Source organism: Pseudomonas sp. St290 (genome assembly GCF_018325805.1).
Taxonomy (GTDB): domain Bacteria; phylum Pseudomonadota; class Gammaproteobacteria; order Pseudomonadales; family Pseudomonadaceae; genus Aquipseudomonas; species Aquipseudomonas bijieensis.
The window spans coordinates 3,724,861-3,743,301 of record NZ_AP014703.1 but is presented as its reverse complement, the minus strand read 5'-3'; the positions used below and the strand labels follow the sequence as shown (position 1 = coordinate 3,743,301).

Sequence of the window (18,441 nt, the reverse complement as noted above, 5' to 3'; positions counted from 1 at the left end):
CAGCATGGGCACCTTCACCGACACCGCCGTTGCGCTACCAGCCAGCTTGCCCCAGTGGCTGCAGCAACAGGCGCAGCGGCATGGCGCGGATGTCGCGCTGCGCCACAAGCACCTGGGTGTCTGGCAGGAGTGGACCTGGGGGCTCGTGGCCGACGAGGTGCGCCGTTTGGCGAGGGCCCTGCAAGCCCGCGGTTTTTCCACGGGGGCGAGCCTGACGATCATCAGCCGACCCAGGCCGCAGGCATTGCTTGCGGCATTGGCTGCGCAGTGGCTGGGTGGCGTGGCGAGCCTGTTCGACCCGTTGGAGGCACGGGCCGAACAGGTGCAACTGCTCGGCACATTGCAGCCGGATTTCGTTCTGGTCGAGGGCTTGGAAGAAATGCTGCGTCTGCGTGCGGCGCAGGTGAACCCGAGCGTGCTGGTTTACCTCGACAAGCGTGGCTTGTCGGATTCGATGCCATTGGCGCAAGCGCTGGATTACGCCGCGTTGGTTGCCGAGCGGCCCACCGACGAACTGGCACCGCAAGGGCAAGTGCTGCAAACAGCGTTTGTCTTTTATCGCGGGGCGGGGCAGGCAATTGAAGAGCAGCGCGTCAGCCACGCCGAGCTGCTGCAGGAGGGCCAGCGGTTGGTGACGCGTGAAGGCCTGGGACGGCAAGAAGAGGCATTGGCCGCACGGGCGTTCGCCTCGGGCGGACAAGCCCGCTATTTGCTGGCGCCGTGGTTGATCGCCGGTTTTCGCCTGAACTTTCCGGAGAACCTGGCGACCCGTGATCGCGACCGCCGCGAGCTGGGCCCGACATTGGTAGCCGGGACGCGTGAAACCTACGAGCGCTTGTACCGTTATGCGCTGGAGCGTTTGCCGGAGTCGGGCAGTTGGTCGCGCCGGCTGGTGGATTGGGCGTTGGCGGCCCAGCCGGGGCTCCTGCAAAGGCAGCTGGGTGACTGGCTGGTTCGTCGGCCCTTGCGTGATGTGCTGGGTTTTTCCCGGACTCGCGCGCCGTTGCTGGTGGGGGATGCCTTGCCGCCCGAGACCCAGGCGTTTTTCCAGGCGTTGGGTATTCGGGTTCGCCAGTGGGGCGATACAGCCCACTGGGAAGCGCCGACGAACCTTGTGAAGCAAATCAACCCTGACTGGACCGGGCTCCAGTCGCAACCGGCCTGAGAGGAAACACCCCATGACGCAGACGGCCGCCACGCATTTGCTGGAGCTGGAACATATTTCACTGTCATTCAAAGGCGTCAAGGCGGTCACGGACATCAGCTTTCGCGTTGCCACTGGTGAGATCTGCGCCTTGATCGGCCCCAACGGTGCCGGCAAGAGTTCGCTGCTCAATGTCATCAGCGGTGTGTACCACGCCCAGGACGGGCGCATCCGTTTCGATCGACAGGAGCGGCGCCGGATGCGCCCCCACGATGTGGCGGTACGCGGCATCGCCCGGACATTCCAGAACATTGCGCTGTTCAAAGGCATGAGCGTGCTCGACAACGTGCTCACCGGACGCAACCTCAAGCGTCGCAGCAGCTGGGTCGAGCAAGCGCTGCGCATCGGTCGCGCCCGGGCCGAGGATGATATCCAGCGCGAAGCGGCTGAACGCGTCATCGCGTTCCTGCACTTGCAGCCCTGGCGCGATGCGGTGGTGGGTACGTTGCCCTATGGCTTGCAGAAACGGGTCGAGTTGGGCCGGGCGCTGGCGGCGGAGCCTCGGCTGCTGTTGCTGGACGAGCCCATGGCTGGGATGAACGCCGACGAGAAACAGCAGATGAGTCGCTTCATCGTCGATATCAATCGAGAACTGGGCACCACCGTGGTGTTGATCGAACACGACATCGGGGTGGTCATGGACATCAGCGATCACGTGGTGGTGCTCGATTACGGTCGCAAGATCGGCGACGGCTCGCCCGAAGACGTACGGCAGAACCCCGAGGTCATTTCGGCCTACCTGGGCACTCGCCACTGACACCTGACATTCGACGCCTTCCCGCCAGGGAGGGCAGGCAAGTTGCGCCCGCAGAACAGGAACAGCTATGGAATTTTTCTTTGAAGTATTGATTGGCGGGTTGTTGGCGGGGGTGATGTATGCCCTGGTGGCCATCGGTTTTGTACTGATCTACAAGGCCTCCGGTGTGTTCAATTTCGCCCAGGGCGCGATGGTGCTGTTCTCGGCGCTGACTTTCGTCAGCCTGCTGGAACGCGGTGTGCCGTTCTGGCTGGCGTTCGTCATCAGCCTGGCGGCCATGGTGCTGATCGCCGTGGCGGTGGAGCGCGTGGTGCTGCGCCCGTTGGTCAACCGCTCGCCGATCACGCTGTTCATGGCCACCCTTGGGCTGTCCTACGTCATCGAAGGCTTCGCCCAGGCGCTGTGGGGCACCCAGGTGCACGGGCTGGAACTGGGCATCAGCGACGAACCGCTGGAACTGGGCGGGATGTTGCTGTCGCAGTTCGACATTTTTGCCGCGTTGACGGCGGCGTTCCTGGTGTTGCTGTTGTCCTGGCTGTTCAACAAGACTCGGCTCGGGCTGTCGTTGCGGGCGGTGGCCGATGATCCATTGGCAGCGCTGGCCGTGGGCATTCGCTTGCAACGGGTCTGGGTGGTGGTCTGGGCGGTGGCGGGGTTTGTCGGGCTGGTCGCCGGCCTGCTCTGGGGCGCTCGCCTGGGCGTGCAGTTCTCGCTCTCGCTGGTGGTGCTCAAGGCCTTGCCAGTGTTGATCATCGGCGGCTTCACCTCCATCAGCGGCGCGATTGTCGGCGGCTTGATCATTGGTGCGTCGGAGAAGCTGGCGGAGGTTTACCTCGGGCCCTTCATCGGCAGTGGCATCGAGAACTGGTTTCCCTACGTGCTGGCGCTGCTGTTTCTGCTGGTGCGTCCGGCGGGACTGTTTGGCGAGCGGGCGATCGAACGGGTTTAGGGGAGCGCATCATGTTTTATCGAGAAGCAGGCCAGTTCAACACTCGTTATGCCCAGGACCGTCGGGTCTTCGCGCTGCGCCAGGACCGTCACGGGCTGGCTGCGTTGCTGCTGTTTGCCTTCGTCGTGGTGCCCTGGCTGGGCAATGACTACTGGTTCAGCGCGATCCTGATTCCGTTCCTGGTGCTGTCCCTGGCCGGGTTGGGGCTCAATTTGCTCACCGGTTATGCCGGGCAGTTGTCCCTCGGTTCGGCGGCGTTCATGGCGGTGGGGGCCTTTGCCACCTACAACCTCGAAGTGCGGGTCGCCGGCTTGCCGTTGCTGGTCAGCATTGCCCTGGGTGGCTTGACGGCAGCGCTGGTGGCATTGCTGTTCGGCCTGCCGAGCCTGCGCATCAAAGGTTTCTACCTGCTGGTCTCGACCCTGGCGGCGCAGTTCTTCGTGACCTGGGCGCTGACCCGCTTCAGTTGGTTTTCCAACAACAGCGCCTCGGGCGTGATCAGCGCGCCGCGCCTGGAAGTCTTCGGCGTCAACCTGGATGCGCCGGCCGGCCGCTATCTGTTGACCTTGGGCGTGGTGGTGGCGCTGTTCTGGCTGGGCAAGAACCTGGTGCGCAGCGAGCTGGGGCGCAACTGGATGGCGGTGCGCGACATGGACACCGCCGCAGCGGTGATCGGTATTCCATTGGCGAAAACCAAGCTGCTGGCGTTCGCCATCAGTGGCTTTTTCCTCGGAGTGGCTGGCGCGCTCTGGGCCTTCGCTTACCTGGGGACGGTGGAGCCCCATGGCTTCGACCTCAATCGCTCGTTCCAGATCCTGTTCATCATCATTATCGGTGGCCTCGGCAGCCTGCTGGGCAACTTTCTCGGCGCGGCCTTCATCGTGCTGTTTCCGGTGTTGCTCTCGAACCTCGTGTCGCTGCTGCCCGGCGGACTGGTGGACGCCGGCCAGGTGGAAAACCTGCAGAAGATGATATTCGGCGCCCTGATCATCCTGTTTCTGATCAAGGAACCAGAGGGCCTTGCGCGCCTCTGGCAGAGATTTCGCCAGCGCGCACGGCTGTGGCCGTTGCGCTACTGAGCGAACCGCACAACGCGGGTTTGCAGTTCCATTTTGTTGGCTCATCCATGGCTTCATAACAAGGAAAATCCGATGTTCAAACGATCATTCGCCAGCAGCCTGGCGCTGGCCCTGAGCCTCACCGCCGCGGCCTTCACTGTCCAGGCGGACAACGAACAATACTTCCCGCTGCAAAGCTATCGCGTCGGCCCTTATGCGGCCGGTGGCACGGGTTTTTTCGGCGGCTTCATCGACTACCTCAAGTACGTCAACGCCAACGGCGGCGTGAACGGCGTCAAGCTGACCTGGAGCGAGTGCGAAACCGAATACGTGGTCGAGAAAGGCGTGGAGTGCTACGAACGCCTGAAGAAAGGCTTGAACGGCGCACCAGCGGCGGCCACCAACCCGCTGTCGGTGGGTATTGCCTATGCCACGCTGGAACGCTCGACGGCCGACAAGCTGCCGCTGATCACCATCAACCACGGGCGCACGGATTCCACCGATGGCAGCGTGTTTCCCTACGTCTTCCCGTTGCAGTTGAACCCCTATTCGGAAGTGTCGGCGATCATCAACTACATCGGCCAGCGCGCCGGCGGGCTGGACAAGCTCAAGGGCTTGAAGATCGTCACCCTGTATCACGGTTCGCCCTACGGCAAGGAAACCAATGAGGTCCTGCAAACCCTGGCCGACAAGTACGGCTTTACGCTGACCCTGCTGGAGGTGCCGCACCCGGGCAACGAACAGCAGTCGCAATGGCTGAATATCCGTCGGGAAAAACCCGACTGGGTGATCTTGCGCGGTTGGGGGGTAATGAACCCGGTGGCGCTGAAAACCGCGCAGAAGGTCGGGTTCCCGGCGGACCATATCATCGGCAATATCTGGAGCAACTCCGAAGATGACGCCGCGCCGGCAGGTGCCGCGGCCAAGGGCTTCATCGCCATCACCACGCACCCCTCGGGCACCGATTTCCCGGTGTTGCAGGGCATCAAGAAACAAGTGGTCGACGCCGGCCAGGGCGACCTGGCCGATCCCAAGCGATTCGGCACGGTGTATTACAACCTCGGCGTGGTCAACGGCATCCTCAACGTCGAGGCGGTGCGCATTGCCCAGCAGAAGTTCGGCAAGCAGCCGCTGACCGGTGAACAGGTGCGCTGGGGGTTCGAGAACCTCAAGCTCGACGACGCCCGACTCAAGGAACTGGGGGCGCTGGGCCTGGTGCAGCCGTTGCAGTTGTCGTGCTCGGACCATGAAGGCGGGGGCGCGGTGCGCTTCCAGCAATGGGACGGCAGCCAGTGGAAGCTGATCAGTGACTGGGTGCAGGCCGACCGCGCCTTGCTGCGGCCGATCATCGAAGCGTCTTCGCACCAGTACGCCCGGGAAAAAGGCATTACCCCACGCGATTGCAGCAAGGAGTCCTGAGTACCCGTCGCATAGTTTTGTGGCAAGGGAGCTTGCTCCCTCGCCACGGAACCCCTGGTAGCTCAGGTCGACAGATTGATCACCTGGCCATCCTGCGTGCTCAGTGCCGGGCGGCGTCGATTGACCACCAGCTCGCCAATCCTGATCAGCAACGTTCGCGTGACGTTTCGGCTCAGGCCCAACAGGCTGGCGGTGTGGACTTGGTTGCAGTTGGCATATCGATAGGCCGCGCGCAACAGCTCGGCCTCGACCTTTTCATACAAATCGCCATGCTCCTGCTCGAGCAGTTTCTCAAAGGCTTTGTGCAACAGCTCCTCCGCACTTTGAGGCGTAGATTGCGGTGGGTTGTCCTGGCGTTCGATACGAAAGTTCGACAGATGCAAGTCCTGCGCGCCGATCACGTTGTGGCGGCAAATCAGCAGTGTGTGGTGGATGACGTTTTCCAGCTCGCGGATATTCCCCGGCCACGAATAGTCGAGCAATTTGCGCTGGGCCTGGGCATCCAGCGTCACTTCGCCGTGCCCGAGCCGGCGGCTGTACTCCGTAATGAAGTGGCGTATCAGCGGCAGGATGTCACCGGGGCGTTCGCGCAAGGGCTTGAGCACCAGGCTGACCACGTTCAGGCGGTAATAGAGGTCTTCGCGAAAGTGCCCGGCATTGATGGCTTTTTCCAGCTGCACGTTGGTGGCCGCCAGCACGCGCACATTGATCTTGATGCTCTTGCGCGAACCCAGCCGGACCACCTCGCGCTCTTGTAGCACCCGGAGCAGCTTGACCTGGATCGGCAACGGCAAATCACCGATTTCATCCAGGAACAACGTCCCGCCGTCCGCTTCCTCGAACCAACCGGCCTTGGCCGTCAGCGCACCGGTAAAGGCGCCTTTTTCATGGCCGAACAGCTCGGCCTCCACCAGGGTCTCGGAAAACGCGCCGCAGTTGACTGCAACGAACGGCTTGTGGCGACGAGCGCTGAGGTTGTGCACGTGGCGCGCCACCAGTTCCTTGCCGGTTCCGGTCTGGCCGATGATCAGCACGCTGGCGTCACTGGGCGCTACTTGTTGCAGGTGAGCCAGCAAAGCGCGGGAGGTGGGGTCTTCGAAGACCTGGGCCGTGGCACGAATGGAAGTGGCAAGGCCAGGGGAGGGAGGTAGCGTTAGAAGCTGCATGACGGTGGCCCGTTAATGAGATTGCCGTGACTGAAGTTGGGCGTGCCATCGCTCCTTGATGACAACACCGCAGGAAGCCATTGGGCTTATGCTGTAATTTAAATGATCTAAAAAATATAAAACAAATAACCTTTAGTTATTTGCTTAGGGCTATGTCCGCAAGGATGCAACGCTGGACTGATAGCCCTGGTAGCGATAATGGCAATCAATCGAAGGTACGGTAAAAAGTTTTATTGACTAAAAAATAACATCGGGTAATTATTTCCCTGCATCTGCTTTCACGCAGAGTCATTTCGCAGGGGCAACCCGATGAATCAGAACACCGCGCCTTCATTGGCCTGTCTTTACGTCGAGACTCACGAGTCGTCTGACACCCACGCGGCGCCTTCGCTCATGCAAGGTTTTCCCGCCGAACCCCACCGCCGCGTCACCTGGCACAACTGGATGAGCCCGCCGTTCAACCAATGGGGCTTCCGCAACCTGGCCCGCTTGCGTCCTTCCATCGACGTGCAGGCCGGCACCGGGCCGGTCAGCGCCTTCAAGCAGGCGCTCCAGCCGCTGGATGAGCTGCACTTCGACAGCGAGTGTGGCTTGAGCATCAGCGTGATCGACCACCTGATCGCCAGCCAGACCGATGCTTTCCTGGTCCTCAAGGGCGACACCGTACTGTTCGAGCGCTACTTCAACGGCCAGCGTCCCCGGGACCGGCACATCATGTTCTCGGTGACCAAGTCGCTGATCGGGGCGTTGGGCGAGCAATTGGTCTGCGAAGGCCTGCTGGACCCGACGCTGACGGCCGCACACTACGTATCGGAGCTGGCGGGCAGCGCGTTCGGCGATGCGACCGTGCGCCAGCTGTTCGACATGGCGGTAGCCGTCGATTACAGCGAAGTCTATGAGGATCCGGATTCAGAGAGTTCCCAATACGGTTACGCCTGCGGTTTCCAGCCGGCACCGGCGCAGTACACGACGTTCGAATCCCTGTACCAGTACTTGCCTTCACTGCGCAAACGCGGCAGTCACGGTGGCTTTTTCCATTACGTGACGGCCACCACCGAGGCGTTGGCCTGGGTCATGGAGCGGGCCTCTGGCAAGGCTTGCCACCAGTTGCTGCAGGCAGTCTGGAGCCAGTTGGGCTGTGAGCGTGACGGCTATTTCCTGGCCGACCCCTGGGGGCGCAGCGTAGCCGGTGCCGGGTTCAGTGCGACCTTGCGTGACATGGCGCGTTTCGGTCGCCTGCTGGCCAACGATGGTCGCCGGGACGGGCGACAACTGCTCTCGGCCGAGGCGCTCGCCGGTATCGCCGCCGGGGCCGATCCGGCGATCTACGCCGCATCCCCCGACTTCTCGAGCTGGACCCCTGGTGCGTCCTACCGCAGCCAGTGGTATGTCTTCAACGACCACAGCCAAGCGCTCATGGCCGGTGGCATCCATGGCCAATACCTGTTCATCGACAAACCGTCCGGCGTGGTGATCGTCAAGCAGTCGTCCCTGGACGATGCCGTCAGCCCATTCGACGGCGACAGCGTGCGCATGCTGCGTGCCATCGCAGCGCACCTGACGCCCTGACTTCATCCGATAACCACAAGAGTCTTGCGTTCCGCTCACCTGGCCTAGCCAGGTGTTGGCGCGGTTTTGCGCGCCTTTCACTGCCCTGTAACAACAATAATCACACAGGAGCTCCATATGGTTTCCATGACGCGTTTGTCCCGAACGTTCCTCATGCTCGGGTTACCCTTGACCGCCCAGGCTGCATGGGCGGGCTACACCTTCGAGGAGGGCAACCTCAAGGGTGAGGTCAACTTGAGTGCCGGTGGCGCCATCCTCTCTACCCGCAACGTCAACTTTGGCGGCGGCGTGGTGGATATGCGCAGCGGCAAGAATCGCGGCACGAAAATCGACTGGCAGGAGTTCTACGTCAAGCCAGGCGTCAAGTTGGAATACGCCGTGCAGCCGGATTTCAGCCTGCTGGCCGGCGGCTCACTGGTGGGGGCGACCACCTTCGGTGATGGCGATGCCGGTGGCTTCACCCGCAGCTCCGATGGCAAGGTGTCGACCGAAGAGTTCTATGGCGGTTTCCGCGCAGGGGAGTGGACGGTGACGGGCGGTCGCCAGAACTACATGATCGGCAACGGTTTCATCGTGATGGATGGCAACCTCGACCAGTTGAACGACGGCGCCTATTGGCTCGCCCCGCGTACCGCCTTCAAGGATTCGGCGGTGGTCGCCTGGGACCATGGCGCGCTGAAAGTCCAGGGCTTCAGCCTGGGAACCGACAGCGACCTGGGGGACTTTCGCATGAGCGGCGCGAACCTGGACTACAACCTCGACGACCAGGTGACGCTCGGGGCCACGGTGTTGAAGGTCAAGGCCATGGGACCCAAGGGCAGTACGTTACCGCGCCGCCGTGATGGCATGCTGGTGTACAACGTGCGGGCCTTGAACGCCAAGCTGCCGGGTCTCCCGGACCTGACCCTCAACGCCGAATATGCCCTGGAGCGAGGCAGTGGCGAAGGCGTGGACTACGATGCCGAGGCCTGGTACGGCCAGGCCGATTACACCTTCAGCACGCTGCCGCTGACCCCGGTCATTGGCTACCGCTACGCGAGTTTTTCCGGCGACGACAACCTCACGGACAACCGCCAGAAAGCCTGGGATCCGTTGAGCAAGGGCTTCGTCGACTGGAGCACCTGGCTGATCGGCGATGTCGTCGGCAACTACCTGCTGTTCAACAGCAACGAAAACGTCCAACAGTTCTCGCTCAAGACCCACCTCAACGAAACCCTCACCCTCGGTGCGATTCACTACCAGTTCTGGCTCGACGAAAAAAACTACATGGGTACCGCCGTCAGCGACCGGCGTTTTGCCGACGAGAGTGTAGTCTTCCTCGATTGGGCAGCGTCGAAGTCGCTGTCCACCTCACTGTCCTATAACTGGGTCAAGCCCATGGCAGCGGCCAAGCAGGTCTTCGGCGACGACCGGAAATTCAGCGCGCTGGAACTCTACTTCACCTACCGCTATTAAGTGCCGCGAGCCTTCGCGGCCGCGCTGGAGTGTTTGATCATGAGTACGTTTTTGCGTAACACCTTGCTGGGCGCTGTTGTTTCGATGCTGATCAGTGGTGCGAGCCTGGCCGAAGAGCGGACGGTGCGAATCTACAATTGGATCGAGTACCTGCCGCCGGAAATCCTCAAGAGTTTCCAGGAGGAAACGGGCATCCGTCCCATCTACGACGTCTTCGATAGCGTCGAGACCTTGGAGTCCAAGCTCCTGACCGGCAACTCCGGGTATGACGTGGTCTACCCGAGCAGTTCCAACGTCAGTCACCTGATTGCCGCCGGTGCCGTGCAGCCCCTGGATCGCAGCCAGTTGCCGAACTGGCAGCATCTGGATCCCGAGTTCATGAAGTCCCTGGAAGCGGTAGGCGATCCAGGCAACCGTTATGCGGCGCCGTATCTGTGGGGCACGACCCTGATCGGCTACAACGTCGACAAGGTTCGGCAGGTGCTCGGCGCGGATGTGCAAATGAACACCTGGGACATCCTGTTCAAGGAGGAGAACATGGTCAAGCTGGCCAGTTGCGGCGTGGGTCTGCTCGACGCCGCCAACGAGATCGTACCCATTGCCTTGCACTACGAAGGGCTGGACCCCAATAGTCAGAAACGTGAGGACTACCCGAAGGCGCAGGCGGCCATGCTCAAGGTTCGCCCCTACATCACCTATTTCAATTCGTCACGCTACGGCATGGACCTGGCCAACGGCGAGATCTGCGTAGGGGTGGGCTGGTCGGGCGGCGTGGCGTTGGCCAAGCGACTGGCTGAAGACGCTGGGAAGGGAGTCAAGGTGGAAATGGCGCTGCCCAAGGAGGGCGCACCGATGTGGTCGGACGTCATGATGGTACCCACCAATGCGCCCCATGCTACGGAGGCCTACGCGTTCATCAACTACATCTTGCGTTCGGATGTCATTGCCCGGATCAGCAACAAGATCGGTTACCCCAACCCGAACAAGGACGCCACGGCGTTGGTCAATGCTGAAATTCGCAACAACCCCGCCATGTATGTGCCGGACGAGGCGCGCAAGACCTTGTTCGCGTTGGAGCCAGTACCCGCCGCTGTGGAACGGATCCGCACCCGTACCTGGATCAGCATCAAGACCCATCAGTGATCAGCGTGACCCGGCGCTGCGGCGCCGGGTCCGTATCGGTGGGTGACGCCCTCAGGCGCGCATGCCCAGGAAGAGCAGTTCGGTGATACGCCGGACCTGGGTGGAGTGGGCCTCGATATCCGGCTGTTCCTGGTTGACCAGCCTGAACAGCTGTAAGTGCGAATAGTCGTTCAACAGGAACGCGGCGAGGTCGACGTCCAGATCAGCGCGCAACTTGCCAGCCTCTTGCAACTCCCTGATCAGCCCGCTGATCTCGGCCCTGAGCGCATCGTTCATGGCGCGATAACCTTCGGGCAACCCGTTGTCGCCACCGAACAGGATCAGCGGCAGCAATTCGCGCCAAAGGCTTGGGTGCATGACTTCCAGCGCATAACCGGTGAGCAACCGCTCCAGATAACACAGCGCTTCGACCGGATCCTCGATTTCAGGCATCTGGCTGCGGGTGTCCGTAAGTGCGCGCTGGTCGGCGTCATGCAGGATTTCGAGGATGATTTCCTGTTTGTTGCCGAAGTACTTGAACACGGTGGGAGCCGATACGCCGGCCTGGTTGGCGATCTGTTCGATGGTGGTGTTCTGGAAACCCTGGCGCTCGAACAGTTCGACCGCTGCCTTGCTGATGGCTTGGCGGCGTTCGGCTTTTTGACGTTCACGCAGTCCGCTCACGGGAGGTCCTTGTCATTGAAATAAAAAAGAGGCGACCGGAGCAATGCCAGCCAGTTGCAGATCAACCTGTGGGAGCGAGCCTGCTCGCGATTGCACTGAAGCAGCCAACATTGACGTTGACTGACACTCCGCAATCGCGAGCAGGCTCGCTCCCACCGGTGTTATGGCGGATAGCAATAGCACCTGATGCCCCACGCAAAATACTTAACCCAGTAAAGTTTTTAAAGAGTTTATTTCGTTTGCGCCCCTCAAGGACTTGGCTGAATGCCACGGTCCAGACGCCTGGCAAGAGGCAAAACGCCATGCCCCACGTGGCGACATCAGGCACAGAGGTGGCGCGTTCAGGTAACTGACTGGGGAGAAAACACAGGTAACGTGGCGCGACTTTTCACCGCAAGTGCGCACGTTCGCCCAGGGTGGATCAACACAACCAAGCGGTCTCGCTTTCAGGAGGAGCGGGAAAACCAGCAACACCGACTGTCCCTGCGCGCGCCTCAATGTTCGATCACAAGAGAATAAGAAAATGACCAGCCCCAGCTTCAAGGATTCGAACGGCCATTTGGCACAGGGCTTCAAGCCTCGTCACGTCACCATGCTCTCCATCGCCGGGATCATCGGTGCCGGTTTGTTCGTCGGATCGGGCCATGCCATCGCCGCCGCCGGCCCGGCTGTCATGCTGGCCTACCTGTTCTCCGGGCTGTTGGTGGTCCTGGTCATGCGCATGCTGGGTGAGATGGCGGTCGCCAATCCGGACACCGGCTCATTCTCCACCTATGCCGACCAGGCCATCGGACGCTGGGCAGGCTTCACTATTGGCTGGCTGTACTGGTGGTTCTGGGTGCTGGTGATTCCCATCGAAGCGTTGGCCGCTGGTCATGTACTCAACCAATGGTTTCCCGCCGTCGATGCCTGGCTGTTCGCCTCGGTATCGATCGTCCTGCTGGCCGTGACGAATCTGTTCAGCGTCTCCAAGTACGGCGAGTTCGAGTTCTGGTTCGCCATGGCCAAGGTTGTGGCGATCATCGGTTTCATCTCCCTGGGTTTCGCGGTGCTGATGGGGTGGATACCCGAGCGTGAAGCCAGCGGCCTGAGTCGGTTGATGGAGGAGCATGGCGGGTTCGCCCCCAATGGTCTGTCGGCGGTGGTGGGTGCGTTCATCACCATCATGTTCAGCTTCATCGGTACGGAGGCGGTAACGATCGCCGCCGCCGAATCCGATAACCCTGCGCGGAACATTGCCAAGGCCACCCGTTCGGTGATCTGGCGTATCGGTGTGTTCTACCTGCTGTCGATCTTCGTGGTCATTTCCGTGGTGCCCTGGAACGATCCGCTCCTGGCTTCAGTGGGTTCCTACCAGCGGGCCCTGGAGCTGATGAATATTCCCCACGCCAAATTCCTGGTGGATGTGGTGGTACTGATCGCCGTGGCCAGTTGCATGAACTCTTCGATCTACATCGCCTCGCGGATGTTGTATTCCCTGGGGCGCCGTGGCGATGCGCCAAAGGCCGTGAAGGTCACGTCCTCGGCCGGTGTGCCACGGTCTGCGGTGATTGCCAGTACCGTGTTGGGCGCGGGTGTCACTTTGTTCAGCTACTTCATGCCCGCCGGCCTGTTCCAGTTCCTGCTCGCCAGCTCCGGCGCCATCGCCTTGCTGGTGTACCTGGTGATCGCTATCTCGCAACTGCGCATGCGCCGGATGTTGCAACGGCAGAATATCGAGCTGCCTTTGCGCATGTGGCTGTTCCCCTGGCTGACCTGGTTGGTCATCGTGTTCATCTCGGCGGCGCTGGCGGTCATGATGGTCACGCCCGAGCATCGGAGCGAGGTCAGTACCACCCTCGGCCTGGCGCTGGTCATTTCCTTTATCGGCCTGTTGACGTCGCGACATTCGCCCCAGCCTGAACAGGTTGCATCCCTCGGTTAACCGTGCCGTTTTTACCCTGTTGACGCCACGTTACTGGCGTCAACAAAACCTCGTTTTGGGCCTGTTCAGGACGCCATAACCTCCGTCCTGAAGCGCGGCCCGCCCGCCTGTCACCCACTTGCAAGCCCACCCCTGCGAACCGGCACTAACCGGCGGCTGCGTTGTCAGTAATTGGCGCCTGTAGGGATGAGGATCGCCCCTGATAACAGCACGCCGACTGGATTGATTTTTTCTCGAACAGCCTCGGGAAAAAAGCCTCGCGATGGATTGCGTCCTGGACCGACCATTTCTCTTGCAGGCGATTTCCCATGGGGTTTCTACTCGATCCGCGTCATGACATCGATGCTGCCTTACTGAGCTATCGCCGGGTGTTCTGGGCCTTGGCATTGTTCAGTGGCGTGATCAATCTGCTGGTGCTGGTACCGTCGCTCTACATGATGCAGGTCTACGACCGGGTCCTGACCAGCCGCAACGAAACTACCTTGTTCATGCTCACGTTGATGGCCCTGGGGCTGTTCATGTTCAGCGCCCTGATCGAGTGGGTGCGCGGCGAGGTGATGATTCGCATGAGCGCAGGGCTGGACGAGGCCTTGGGCGAACGGATTTTCGACGCCGCCTTCGCCCGCAGCCTGCGCGAGCACAACGCCAATCCGGCGCAGGTGCTCACCGATCTGGCCACGCTGCGGCAGTTGATTACCGGGCAGGGCCTGATTGCCTTGCTCGACGCACCCTGGCTGCCGATCTTCCTGCTGGTGGCGTTCATTTTTCACCCCTGGTTTGGCGTGCTGACGTTGGTGCTGGCGCTGGTGCTGATCGGCCTGGCGCTGTGGGGCGAACTGGCGACGCGAACACGGCTGGGGGAGGCCAATCGGCTGGGGGTGCAGTCGTCCATTTATGTGAACAGCACGCTGCACAATGCTGAAGTCATCCAGGCCCTGGGCATGCTCGGGCCACTGCGTCAGCGGTGGAGCCTGTTGCAGCAACGGATCATTGCCGCCCAGGCCCATGCCAGCGACCGTAGCGCGCGCATCACCTCGACGACCCGTTTCGTGCGTATCTCCGGGCAGTCCCTGGCGTTGGGGCTGGGTGCCTTGCTGGTGCTTGAAGGCCAACTGTCGGCGGGCATGATGATTGCGATGTCGCTGTTGCTGGGGCGGGCCTTGGCGCCCGTGGAAATCGCCATCGGCTCGTGGAAGCAGTTCAACGCCGGGCGCCAGAGCTACCAGCGCCTGAGTCAACTCTTGGCCCAGCATCCGCGCGAACGCCTGCGCATGCCGTTGCCGCCACCTACCGGCGCGGTGCGCCTGGAACAATTGTATGTCGGCCCGCCGGGTGCTTCGCAGCCGATCCTGCGCGGGATCAATTTCAGCCTCGCCAAGGGCGATGTGCTCGCGGTGGTCGGGCCCAGCGCCAGTGGTAAATCGACATTGGCGCGGGCCTTGGTCGGGGTCTGGCCGGCCATGGGCGGGTCGGTGCGCCTGGACGATGCCGAGATCAGCCAATGGTCCCACGACGCCTTGGGCCCGTACCTTGGATACCTGCCACAAGACATCGAGCTGTTCGACGGCACGGTCGCCGACAACATTGCCCGCTTCGGTGAGCAGGACGCCGACAAGATCATCGCCGCCGGGCGTCATGCCGGCATCCACGAGATGATCCTGCGGTTTCCCAAGGGCTACGACACGCCGCTGGGGCCCGGCGGGCTTGGCTTGTCCGGTGGGCAAAAACAACGCCTGGGCCTGGCTCGCGCGCTTTACGGACGGCCATCGCTGATCGTGCTCGATGAACCCAACTCCAATCTCGATGACGCCGGGGAGCTGGCGCTGGTACAGGCCATCAATGCGCTCAAGACGGCCGGCAGCACCGTAGTGTTGATTACTCACCGGCCCAGTGTACTGGCGGTGGTCGATCACATCCTGGTGCTCAAGGACGGTACTCAGCAGGCGTTCGGCCCACGGGACCGAGTGCTCAAGGCATTGATGCCGGGGCCGAGACCGGCCGCGGTCAGGGAGGCTGGCGAAGATGCGTGATCTGATCCCCGAGGCACAGACCTACAGCGAGCACGGGCTGAGCGTGCGCAGCACCACAACGCTGCCCAGCGCCAGTACCGACGCCGGAGGCGCAGCACGTTATGGCGTCGGATTCCTGGTCCTGACCCTGGGTGGTTTTCTGCTCTGGGCCTGCCTGGCGCCGCTCGACCAGGGCGTGGTGGGCAGCGGCACCGTGGTGGTGGCGGGGGAGCGCAAGGCCGTGCAGTCGTTGGTCGGTGGGGTGGTGGAAAAGCTGCTGGTCAGCGATGGCGACCGCGTCACCCAGGGGCAATTGCTGGTACAGCTCAACACGGTGCAGGCGCAGTCGCAACTGGACGTGACCCTGGGCAAGCTCCTCAATGATCGCAGCATCGAGGCGCGCTTGATTGCCGAGCGCCTGGGCAGCGCCGAGATCCAATGGCCCGCCGAACTGCTGGCCCACGCCGACGAGCCACGGGTCAAGGCGGCCATGGCCTTGCAGAGCCAATTGTTCATCACCCGCCGCGCGGAGCTGGGCAGTCGTTTGCAGATCATTGAGCACGAAGCCGCGGCCTTGCAGCAGCAATTGCTTGGCTACGAAGGCGTCAAGCGCAACTACGACGCGCAGATGCGTTTCCAGCAGCAGGAACTCGAAGGCCTGCGTGACCTGGCCCGCGAAGGCTACGTTCCGCGCAACAAACTGTTCGAGGCCGAGCGCAACGCGGCCCAATTGGCGGGACAGATAGCCTCTGGCGTGGGCGATGTCGGCAGGACTCGCCAGGCGATCAACGAAAGCCGGCTCAAGGCCTTGCAGGCACAACAGGAATTTCGCCGCGATGCAGAAACCCAGCTCAGCGAAGTGTCTGCCGAGGCGGCCGGCTATGCCGATCAGATTCGTGCCTTGCAGTTTGAAGTCGACAACGGTGCGATCCGTGCGCCAGTGGCCGGGCAGGTCATGGATGTGAGTATTCATACGGTCGGCGGCGTTGCGCAGGCCGGGCAAACCCTGATGCAGGTGGTGCCGCTGGATGCGCCGATGGCGATCACGGCCCGTTTCGAGCCGCTGATGGCCAACAAGCTGCGTCCGGGTCTGCCGGTGCACGTGCATTTCACGGCGTTGCAACGGGTGGACACCCCGACGGTCACCGGAACGGTGACGACGGTGTCGGCTGACCAGTTGATCAATGAGCAAACGCACCAGCCGTACTTCTCCGCCAAGGTCGAGATTCCCGCCGACACCGTGGCTGCGTTGCAGAGCGCCGGCTTGCTGGTACGCCCCGGCATGCTCGCTGACGTCACGGTGGTGACGGGCGAGCGCACTTTGATGAATTACCTGATGAAGCCTTTGCGTGAACGCTTGCTTGCAGCCTTCAAGGAGGAATGAGCATGGTCGATCGTTGCCGCTGCCGTTTGCGTGTATTGCTGAGCCTGTGTGCGGGTTGGGCGGCGCTCAATCCGGTGTGGGCCGCTGAGGGGGGGCTGAGCCTGACCGCCGCCTATGATGCCTCGCGCCTCAATGATCCGACCGTGCAGTCGGCTGCCCACGCCTTTGAAGCTTCGCGGCATGAAGAAGACATCGGGCGTGGCGGCCTTTACCCGCAAGTGTCGCTGACCTCGCGCTACGGCTACGGCGGGCGGACCGACGGCGGTGACGACAGCACCTACGTCAACAGCAACGATTACCAGGCGAACAACATGACCCTGGCGGCGCAACAGCCGCTTTACGACAAGGCACGCTGGGCGGCGTATCAGGAGGGCAAGGCGCGCGGTCAATTGGGCACCCAGGTGTTCGATGTGGCCGGCCAGACCCTGTATGACCGGGTGGCGAAGGGGTATTTCGACGTCGCCCGGGCCGAGAACGAGATCAAGTTGATCGTCCAGCAGAAGAGCGCCATCCAAGGTTTGGTCGTTCAAAGTAAAAAGCTTTATGAAGGCGGCCAAGGCGCGATCACCGATATCGACGAAGCCCAGGCGCGGCTCGACCTGGTGCAAGCCCAGGAGGCTGAAGCCCAGGCGCGTCGCGTGGCGGCGTTGCGGGCCTTGTCCGGGCGTGCCAGCGTGCCCATCGATGACATCCTGCCGATGCGCGAAGAGCTGGCCACCGGTAGTCCGATTCCGCCTGAGCAAGACTTGCCGTACTGGACGGCGATTGCCCGTGAAGCCAGCCCCGAGCTGGCCGCTCGGCTGGCGGCGGTGAAAGTGGCCGAGGCCCAGGCCGACAGCCAGCGCGCCGGGCATTATCCAACCTTGTCGCTGACCACCCAGCTGACCCGCCGGGAAACCCGTCAATACCAGGAACTCGACCCGCGCCAGGACACCTACTACGTGGGTGTGCAATTGGATATTCCGTTGTATCGCGGCGGGGCGGTACGGGCGTCGGTGGCCAAGGCCGAAGCGCAACTGGCTGGCGCCCAGTCCGACTACGACGTGCAACGCCAGCAACTGGCCGAGGATATCGAGGCCGACTACCTGGGTGTCGTCGCCGGGTTTGCCAAGAGCAAGGCGATGCAGCGGGCGGTGGAGTCCAACCAGCGAGCACTGACCTCGACGGAAAAAGGCTTCCAGGGCGGTGTGCGCTCCACTGTGGATATTCTTGACGCGCAGCAGCGGCTGTTCCAGGCCCGTCGAGACCTGCTCAATACCAAGCTCGACATGCTGCAAAGCTATGTGAGCCTGCACACCCACACCGGCCAGATGAACCGCGCGGTGCTGGAGCAGGTGCAAAGCCTGTTTTGAACAAATAGGGTTGCAACCAACCTCAAGAATGGCGTCCATCCTGTGGGAGCGAGCTTGCTCGCGATAGCGCAGGGTCAGCCAACATCAATGTTGAATGTACCGCCGCCATCGCGAGCAAGCTCGCTCCCACAGTTTGATCTGGGGATGTCCTGGATTTTTCTGGTGCCACAAATCCCTGTGGGAGCGAGCTTGCTCGCGAAAGCGGTGGGTCAACCAGCATCCATGTTGAATGTGCTGCCGCCTTCGCGAGCAAGCCCGCTCCCACATTTCTGATCTGCGGTTGACCTGGATTTTTCTGGCACAGCACGACCCCTGTGGGAGCGAGCTTGCTCGCGATAGCGGTGGGTCAGTCAGCATCTTTGTTGGATGTGCCGGCGCCATCGCGAGCA

The 18,441-nt window shown here is 61.9% G+C and carries 14 protein-coding genes; 12 read left to right on the top strand and 2 right to left on the bottom strand.

All coding sequences use genetic code 11. The annotated features are described in order from the left end of the window. Positions 1-4 precede the first annotated feature (4 nt). The 5 genes from PBDP_RS16275 to PBDP_RS16255 all read left to right on the top strand — a co-directional run bounded on the left by PBDP_RS16275 (position 5) and on the right by PBDP_RS16255 (position 5,387). Positions 5-1,165 carry an AMP-binding protein gene (locus PBDP_RS16275; protein ID WP_212800943.1) on the top strand — a complete coding sequence of 387 codons (1,161 nt, stop codon included), beginning with the start codon at positions 5-7 and terminating at the stop codon, positions 1,163-1,165. Positions 1,166-1,178: 13 nt separating this feature from the next. Continuing rightward, positions 1,179-1,961 (top strand): ABC transporter ATP-binding protein, encoded by a 783-nt coding sequence (locus PBDP_RS16270; protein WP_109752981.1) that lies wholly within the window; start codon positions 1,179-1,181, stop codon positions 1,959-1,961. Between the two features lie 67 nt (positions 1,962-2,028). Further along, positions 2,029-2,910 carry a branched-chain amino acid ABC transporter permease gene (locus tag PBDP_RS16265; protein ID WP_109752980.1) on the top strand — a complete coding sequence of 294 codons (882 nt, stop codon included), beginning with the start codon at positions 2,029-2,031 and terminating at the stop codon, positions 2,908-2,910. Between the two features lie 11 nt (positions 2,911-2,921). Further along, positions 2,922-3,989 (top strand): branched-chain amino acid ABC transporter permease, encoded by a 1,068-nt coding sequence (locus PBDP_RS16260; protein ID WP_116832562.1) that lies wholly within the window; start codon positions 2,922-2,924, stop codon positions 3,987-3,989. 72 nt (positions 3,990-4,061) lie between these two features. Next, positions 4,062-5,387, top strand: a complete 1,326-nt coding sequence (locus PBDP_RS16255) for an ABC transporter substrate-binding protein (protein ID WP_109752978.1) — start codon at positions 4,062-4,064, stop codon at positions 5,385-5,387. A 62-nt stretch (positions 5,388-5,449) separates the two neighbouring features. Here the strand turns inward: PBDP_RS16255 and PBDP_RS16250 are convergent, their stop codons facing one another. Next, entirely contained in the window at positions 5,450-6,553 is a 1,104-nt protein-coding gene (locus PBDP_RS16250; RefSeq protein ID WP_109752977.1) for a sigma-54 interaction domain-containing protein, read from the bottom strand. A gap of 309 nt (positions 6,554-6,862) precedes the next feature. Here PBDP_RS16250 and PBDP_RS16245 point away from each other — a divergent pair, with 309 nt between their 5' ends. From PBDP_RS16245 to PBDP_RS16235, 3 genes are all read left to right on the top strand, one after another. Continuing rightward, on the top strand, positions 6,863-8,122 hold the full coding sequence (locus PBDP_RS16245; RefSeq protein WP_212800942.1) for a serine hydrolase domain-containing protein: 1,260 nt from the start codon (positions 6,863-6,865) through the stop codon (positions 8,120-8,122). A 117-nt stretch (positions 8,123-8,239) separates the two neighbouring features. Further along, positions 8,240-9,577, top strand: coding sequence for an alginate export family protein (locus PBDP_RS16240; RefSeq protein ID WP_212800941.1), 1,338 nt, complete (start codon positions 8,240-8,242; stop codon positions 9,575-9,577). 39 nt (positions 9,578-9,616) lie between these two features. Further along, on the top strand, positions 9,617-10,720 hold the full coding sequence (locus PBDP_RS16235) for a polyamine ABC transporter substrate-binding protein (protein WP_212800940.1): 1,104 nt from the start codon (positions 9,617-9,619) through the stop codon (positions 10,718-10,720). Between the two features lie 51 nt (positions 10,721-10,771). On the opposite strand, the gene PBDP_RS16230 is transcribed toward PBDP_RS16235, so the two are convergent. Continuing rightward, positions 10,772-11,383 (bottom strand): TetR/AcrR family transcriptional regulator, encoded by a 612-nt coding sequence (locus tag PBDP_RS16230; RefSeq protein ID WP_109752973.1) that lies wholly within the window; start codon positions 11,381-11,383, stop codon positions 10,772-10,774. Between the two features lie 523 nt (positions 11,384-11,906). Between PBDP_RS16230 and gabP the strand changes: the two genes are divergently transcribed. The 4 genes from gabP (at position 11,907) to PBDP_RS16210 (ending at position 18,052) form a co-directional block, all read left to right on the top strand. After that, positions 11,907-13,307: a GABA permease gene (gene gabP / locus PBDP_RS16225; protein WP_116832559.1), complete on the top strand. Its 1,401-nt coding sequence runs from the start codon at positions 11,907-11,909 to the stop codon at positions 13,305-13,307. Positions 13,308-13,615: 308 nt separating this feature from the next. Further along, positions 13,616-15,337, top strand: a complete 1,722-nt coding sequence (locus PBDP_RS16220; RefSeq protein ID WP_109752970.1) for a type I secretion system permease/ATPase — start codon at positions 13,616-13,618, stop codon at positions 15,335-15,337. Beyond that, positions 15,330-16,700 (top strand): HlyD family type I secretion periplasmic adaptor subunit, encoded by a 1,371-nt coding sequence (locus tag PBDP_RS16215; protein ID WP_212800939.1) that lies wholly within the window; start codon positions 15,330-15,332, stop codon positions 16,698-16,700. Before PBDP_RS16220 ends, PBDP_RS16215 begins: the two co-directional genes overlap by 8 nt. Positions 16,701-16,702: 2 nt before the next feature. Further along, positions 16,703-18,052, top strand: a complete 1,350-nt coding sequence (locus PBDP_RS16210) for a TolC family outer membrane protein (protein ID WP_212800938.1) — start codon at positions 16,703-16,705, stop codon at positions 18,050-18,052. Positions 18,053-18,441 lie beyond the last annotated feature (389 nt).

What these genes read in the sequence shown, in the direction of transcription:
- PBDP_RS16275 (WP_212800943.1), top strand. Translation starts at nt 5, where the DNA reads ATGGGCACCTTCACCGACACCGCCGTTGCGCTACCAGCCAGCTTGCCC.
- PBDP_RS16270 (WP_109752981.1), top strand. Translation starts at nt 1,179, where the DNA reads ATGACGCAGACGGCCGCCACGCATTTGCTGGAGCTGGAACATATTTCA.
- PBDP_RS16265 (WP_109752980.1), top strand. Translation starts at nt 2,029, where the DNA reads ATGGAATTTTTCTTTGAAGTATTGATTGGCGGGTTGTTGGCGGGGGTG.
- PBDP_RS16260 (WP_116832562.1), top strand. Translation starts at nt 2,922, where the DNA reads ATGTTTTATCGAGAAGCAGGCCAGTTCAACACTCGTTATGCCCAGGAC.
- PBDP_RS16255 (WP_109752978.1), top strand. Translation starts at nt 4,062, where the DNA reads ATGTTCAAACGATCATTCGCCAGCAGCCTGGCGCTGGCCCTGAGCCTC.
- PBDP_RS16250 (WP_109752977.1), bottom strand. Translation starts at nt 6,553, where the DNA reads ATGCAGCTTCTAACGCTACCTCCCTCCCCTGGCCTTGCCACTTCCATT.
- PBDP_RS16245 (WP_212800942.1), top strand. Translation starts at nt 6,863, where the DNA reads ATGAATCAGAACACCGCGCCTTCATTGGCCTGTCTTTACGTCGAGACT.
- PBDP_RS16240 (WP_212800941.1), top strand. Translation starts at nt 8,240, where the DNA reads ATGGTTTCCATGACGCGTTTGTCCCGAACGTTCCTCATGCTCGGGTTA.
- PBDP_RS16235 (WP_212800940.1), top strand. Translation starts at nt 9,617, where the DNA reads ATGAGTACGTTTTTGCGTAACACCTTGCTGGGCGCTGTTGTTTCGATG.
- gabP (WP_116832559.1), top strand. Translation starts at nt 11,907, where the DNA reads ATGACCAGCCCCAGCTTCAAGGATTCGAACGGCCATTTGGCACAGGGC.
- PBDP_RS16220 (WP_109752970.1), top strand. Translation starts at nt 13,616, where the DNA reads ATGGGGTTTCTACTCGATCCGCGTCATGACATCGATGCTGCCTTACTG.
- PBDP_RS16215 (WP_212800939.1), top strand. Translation starts at nt 15,330, where the DNA reads ATGCGTGATCTGATCCCCGAGGCACAGACCTACAGCGAGCACGGGCTG.
- PBDP_RS16210 (WP_212800938.1), top strand. Translation starts at nt 16,703, where the DNA reads ATGGTCGATCGTTGCCGCTGCCGTTTGCGTGTATTGCTGAGCCTGTGT.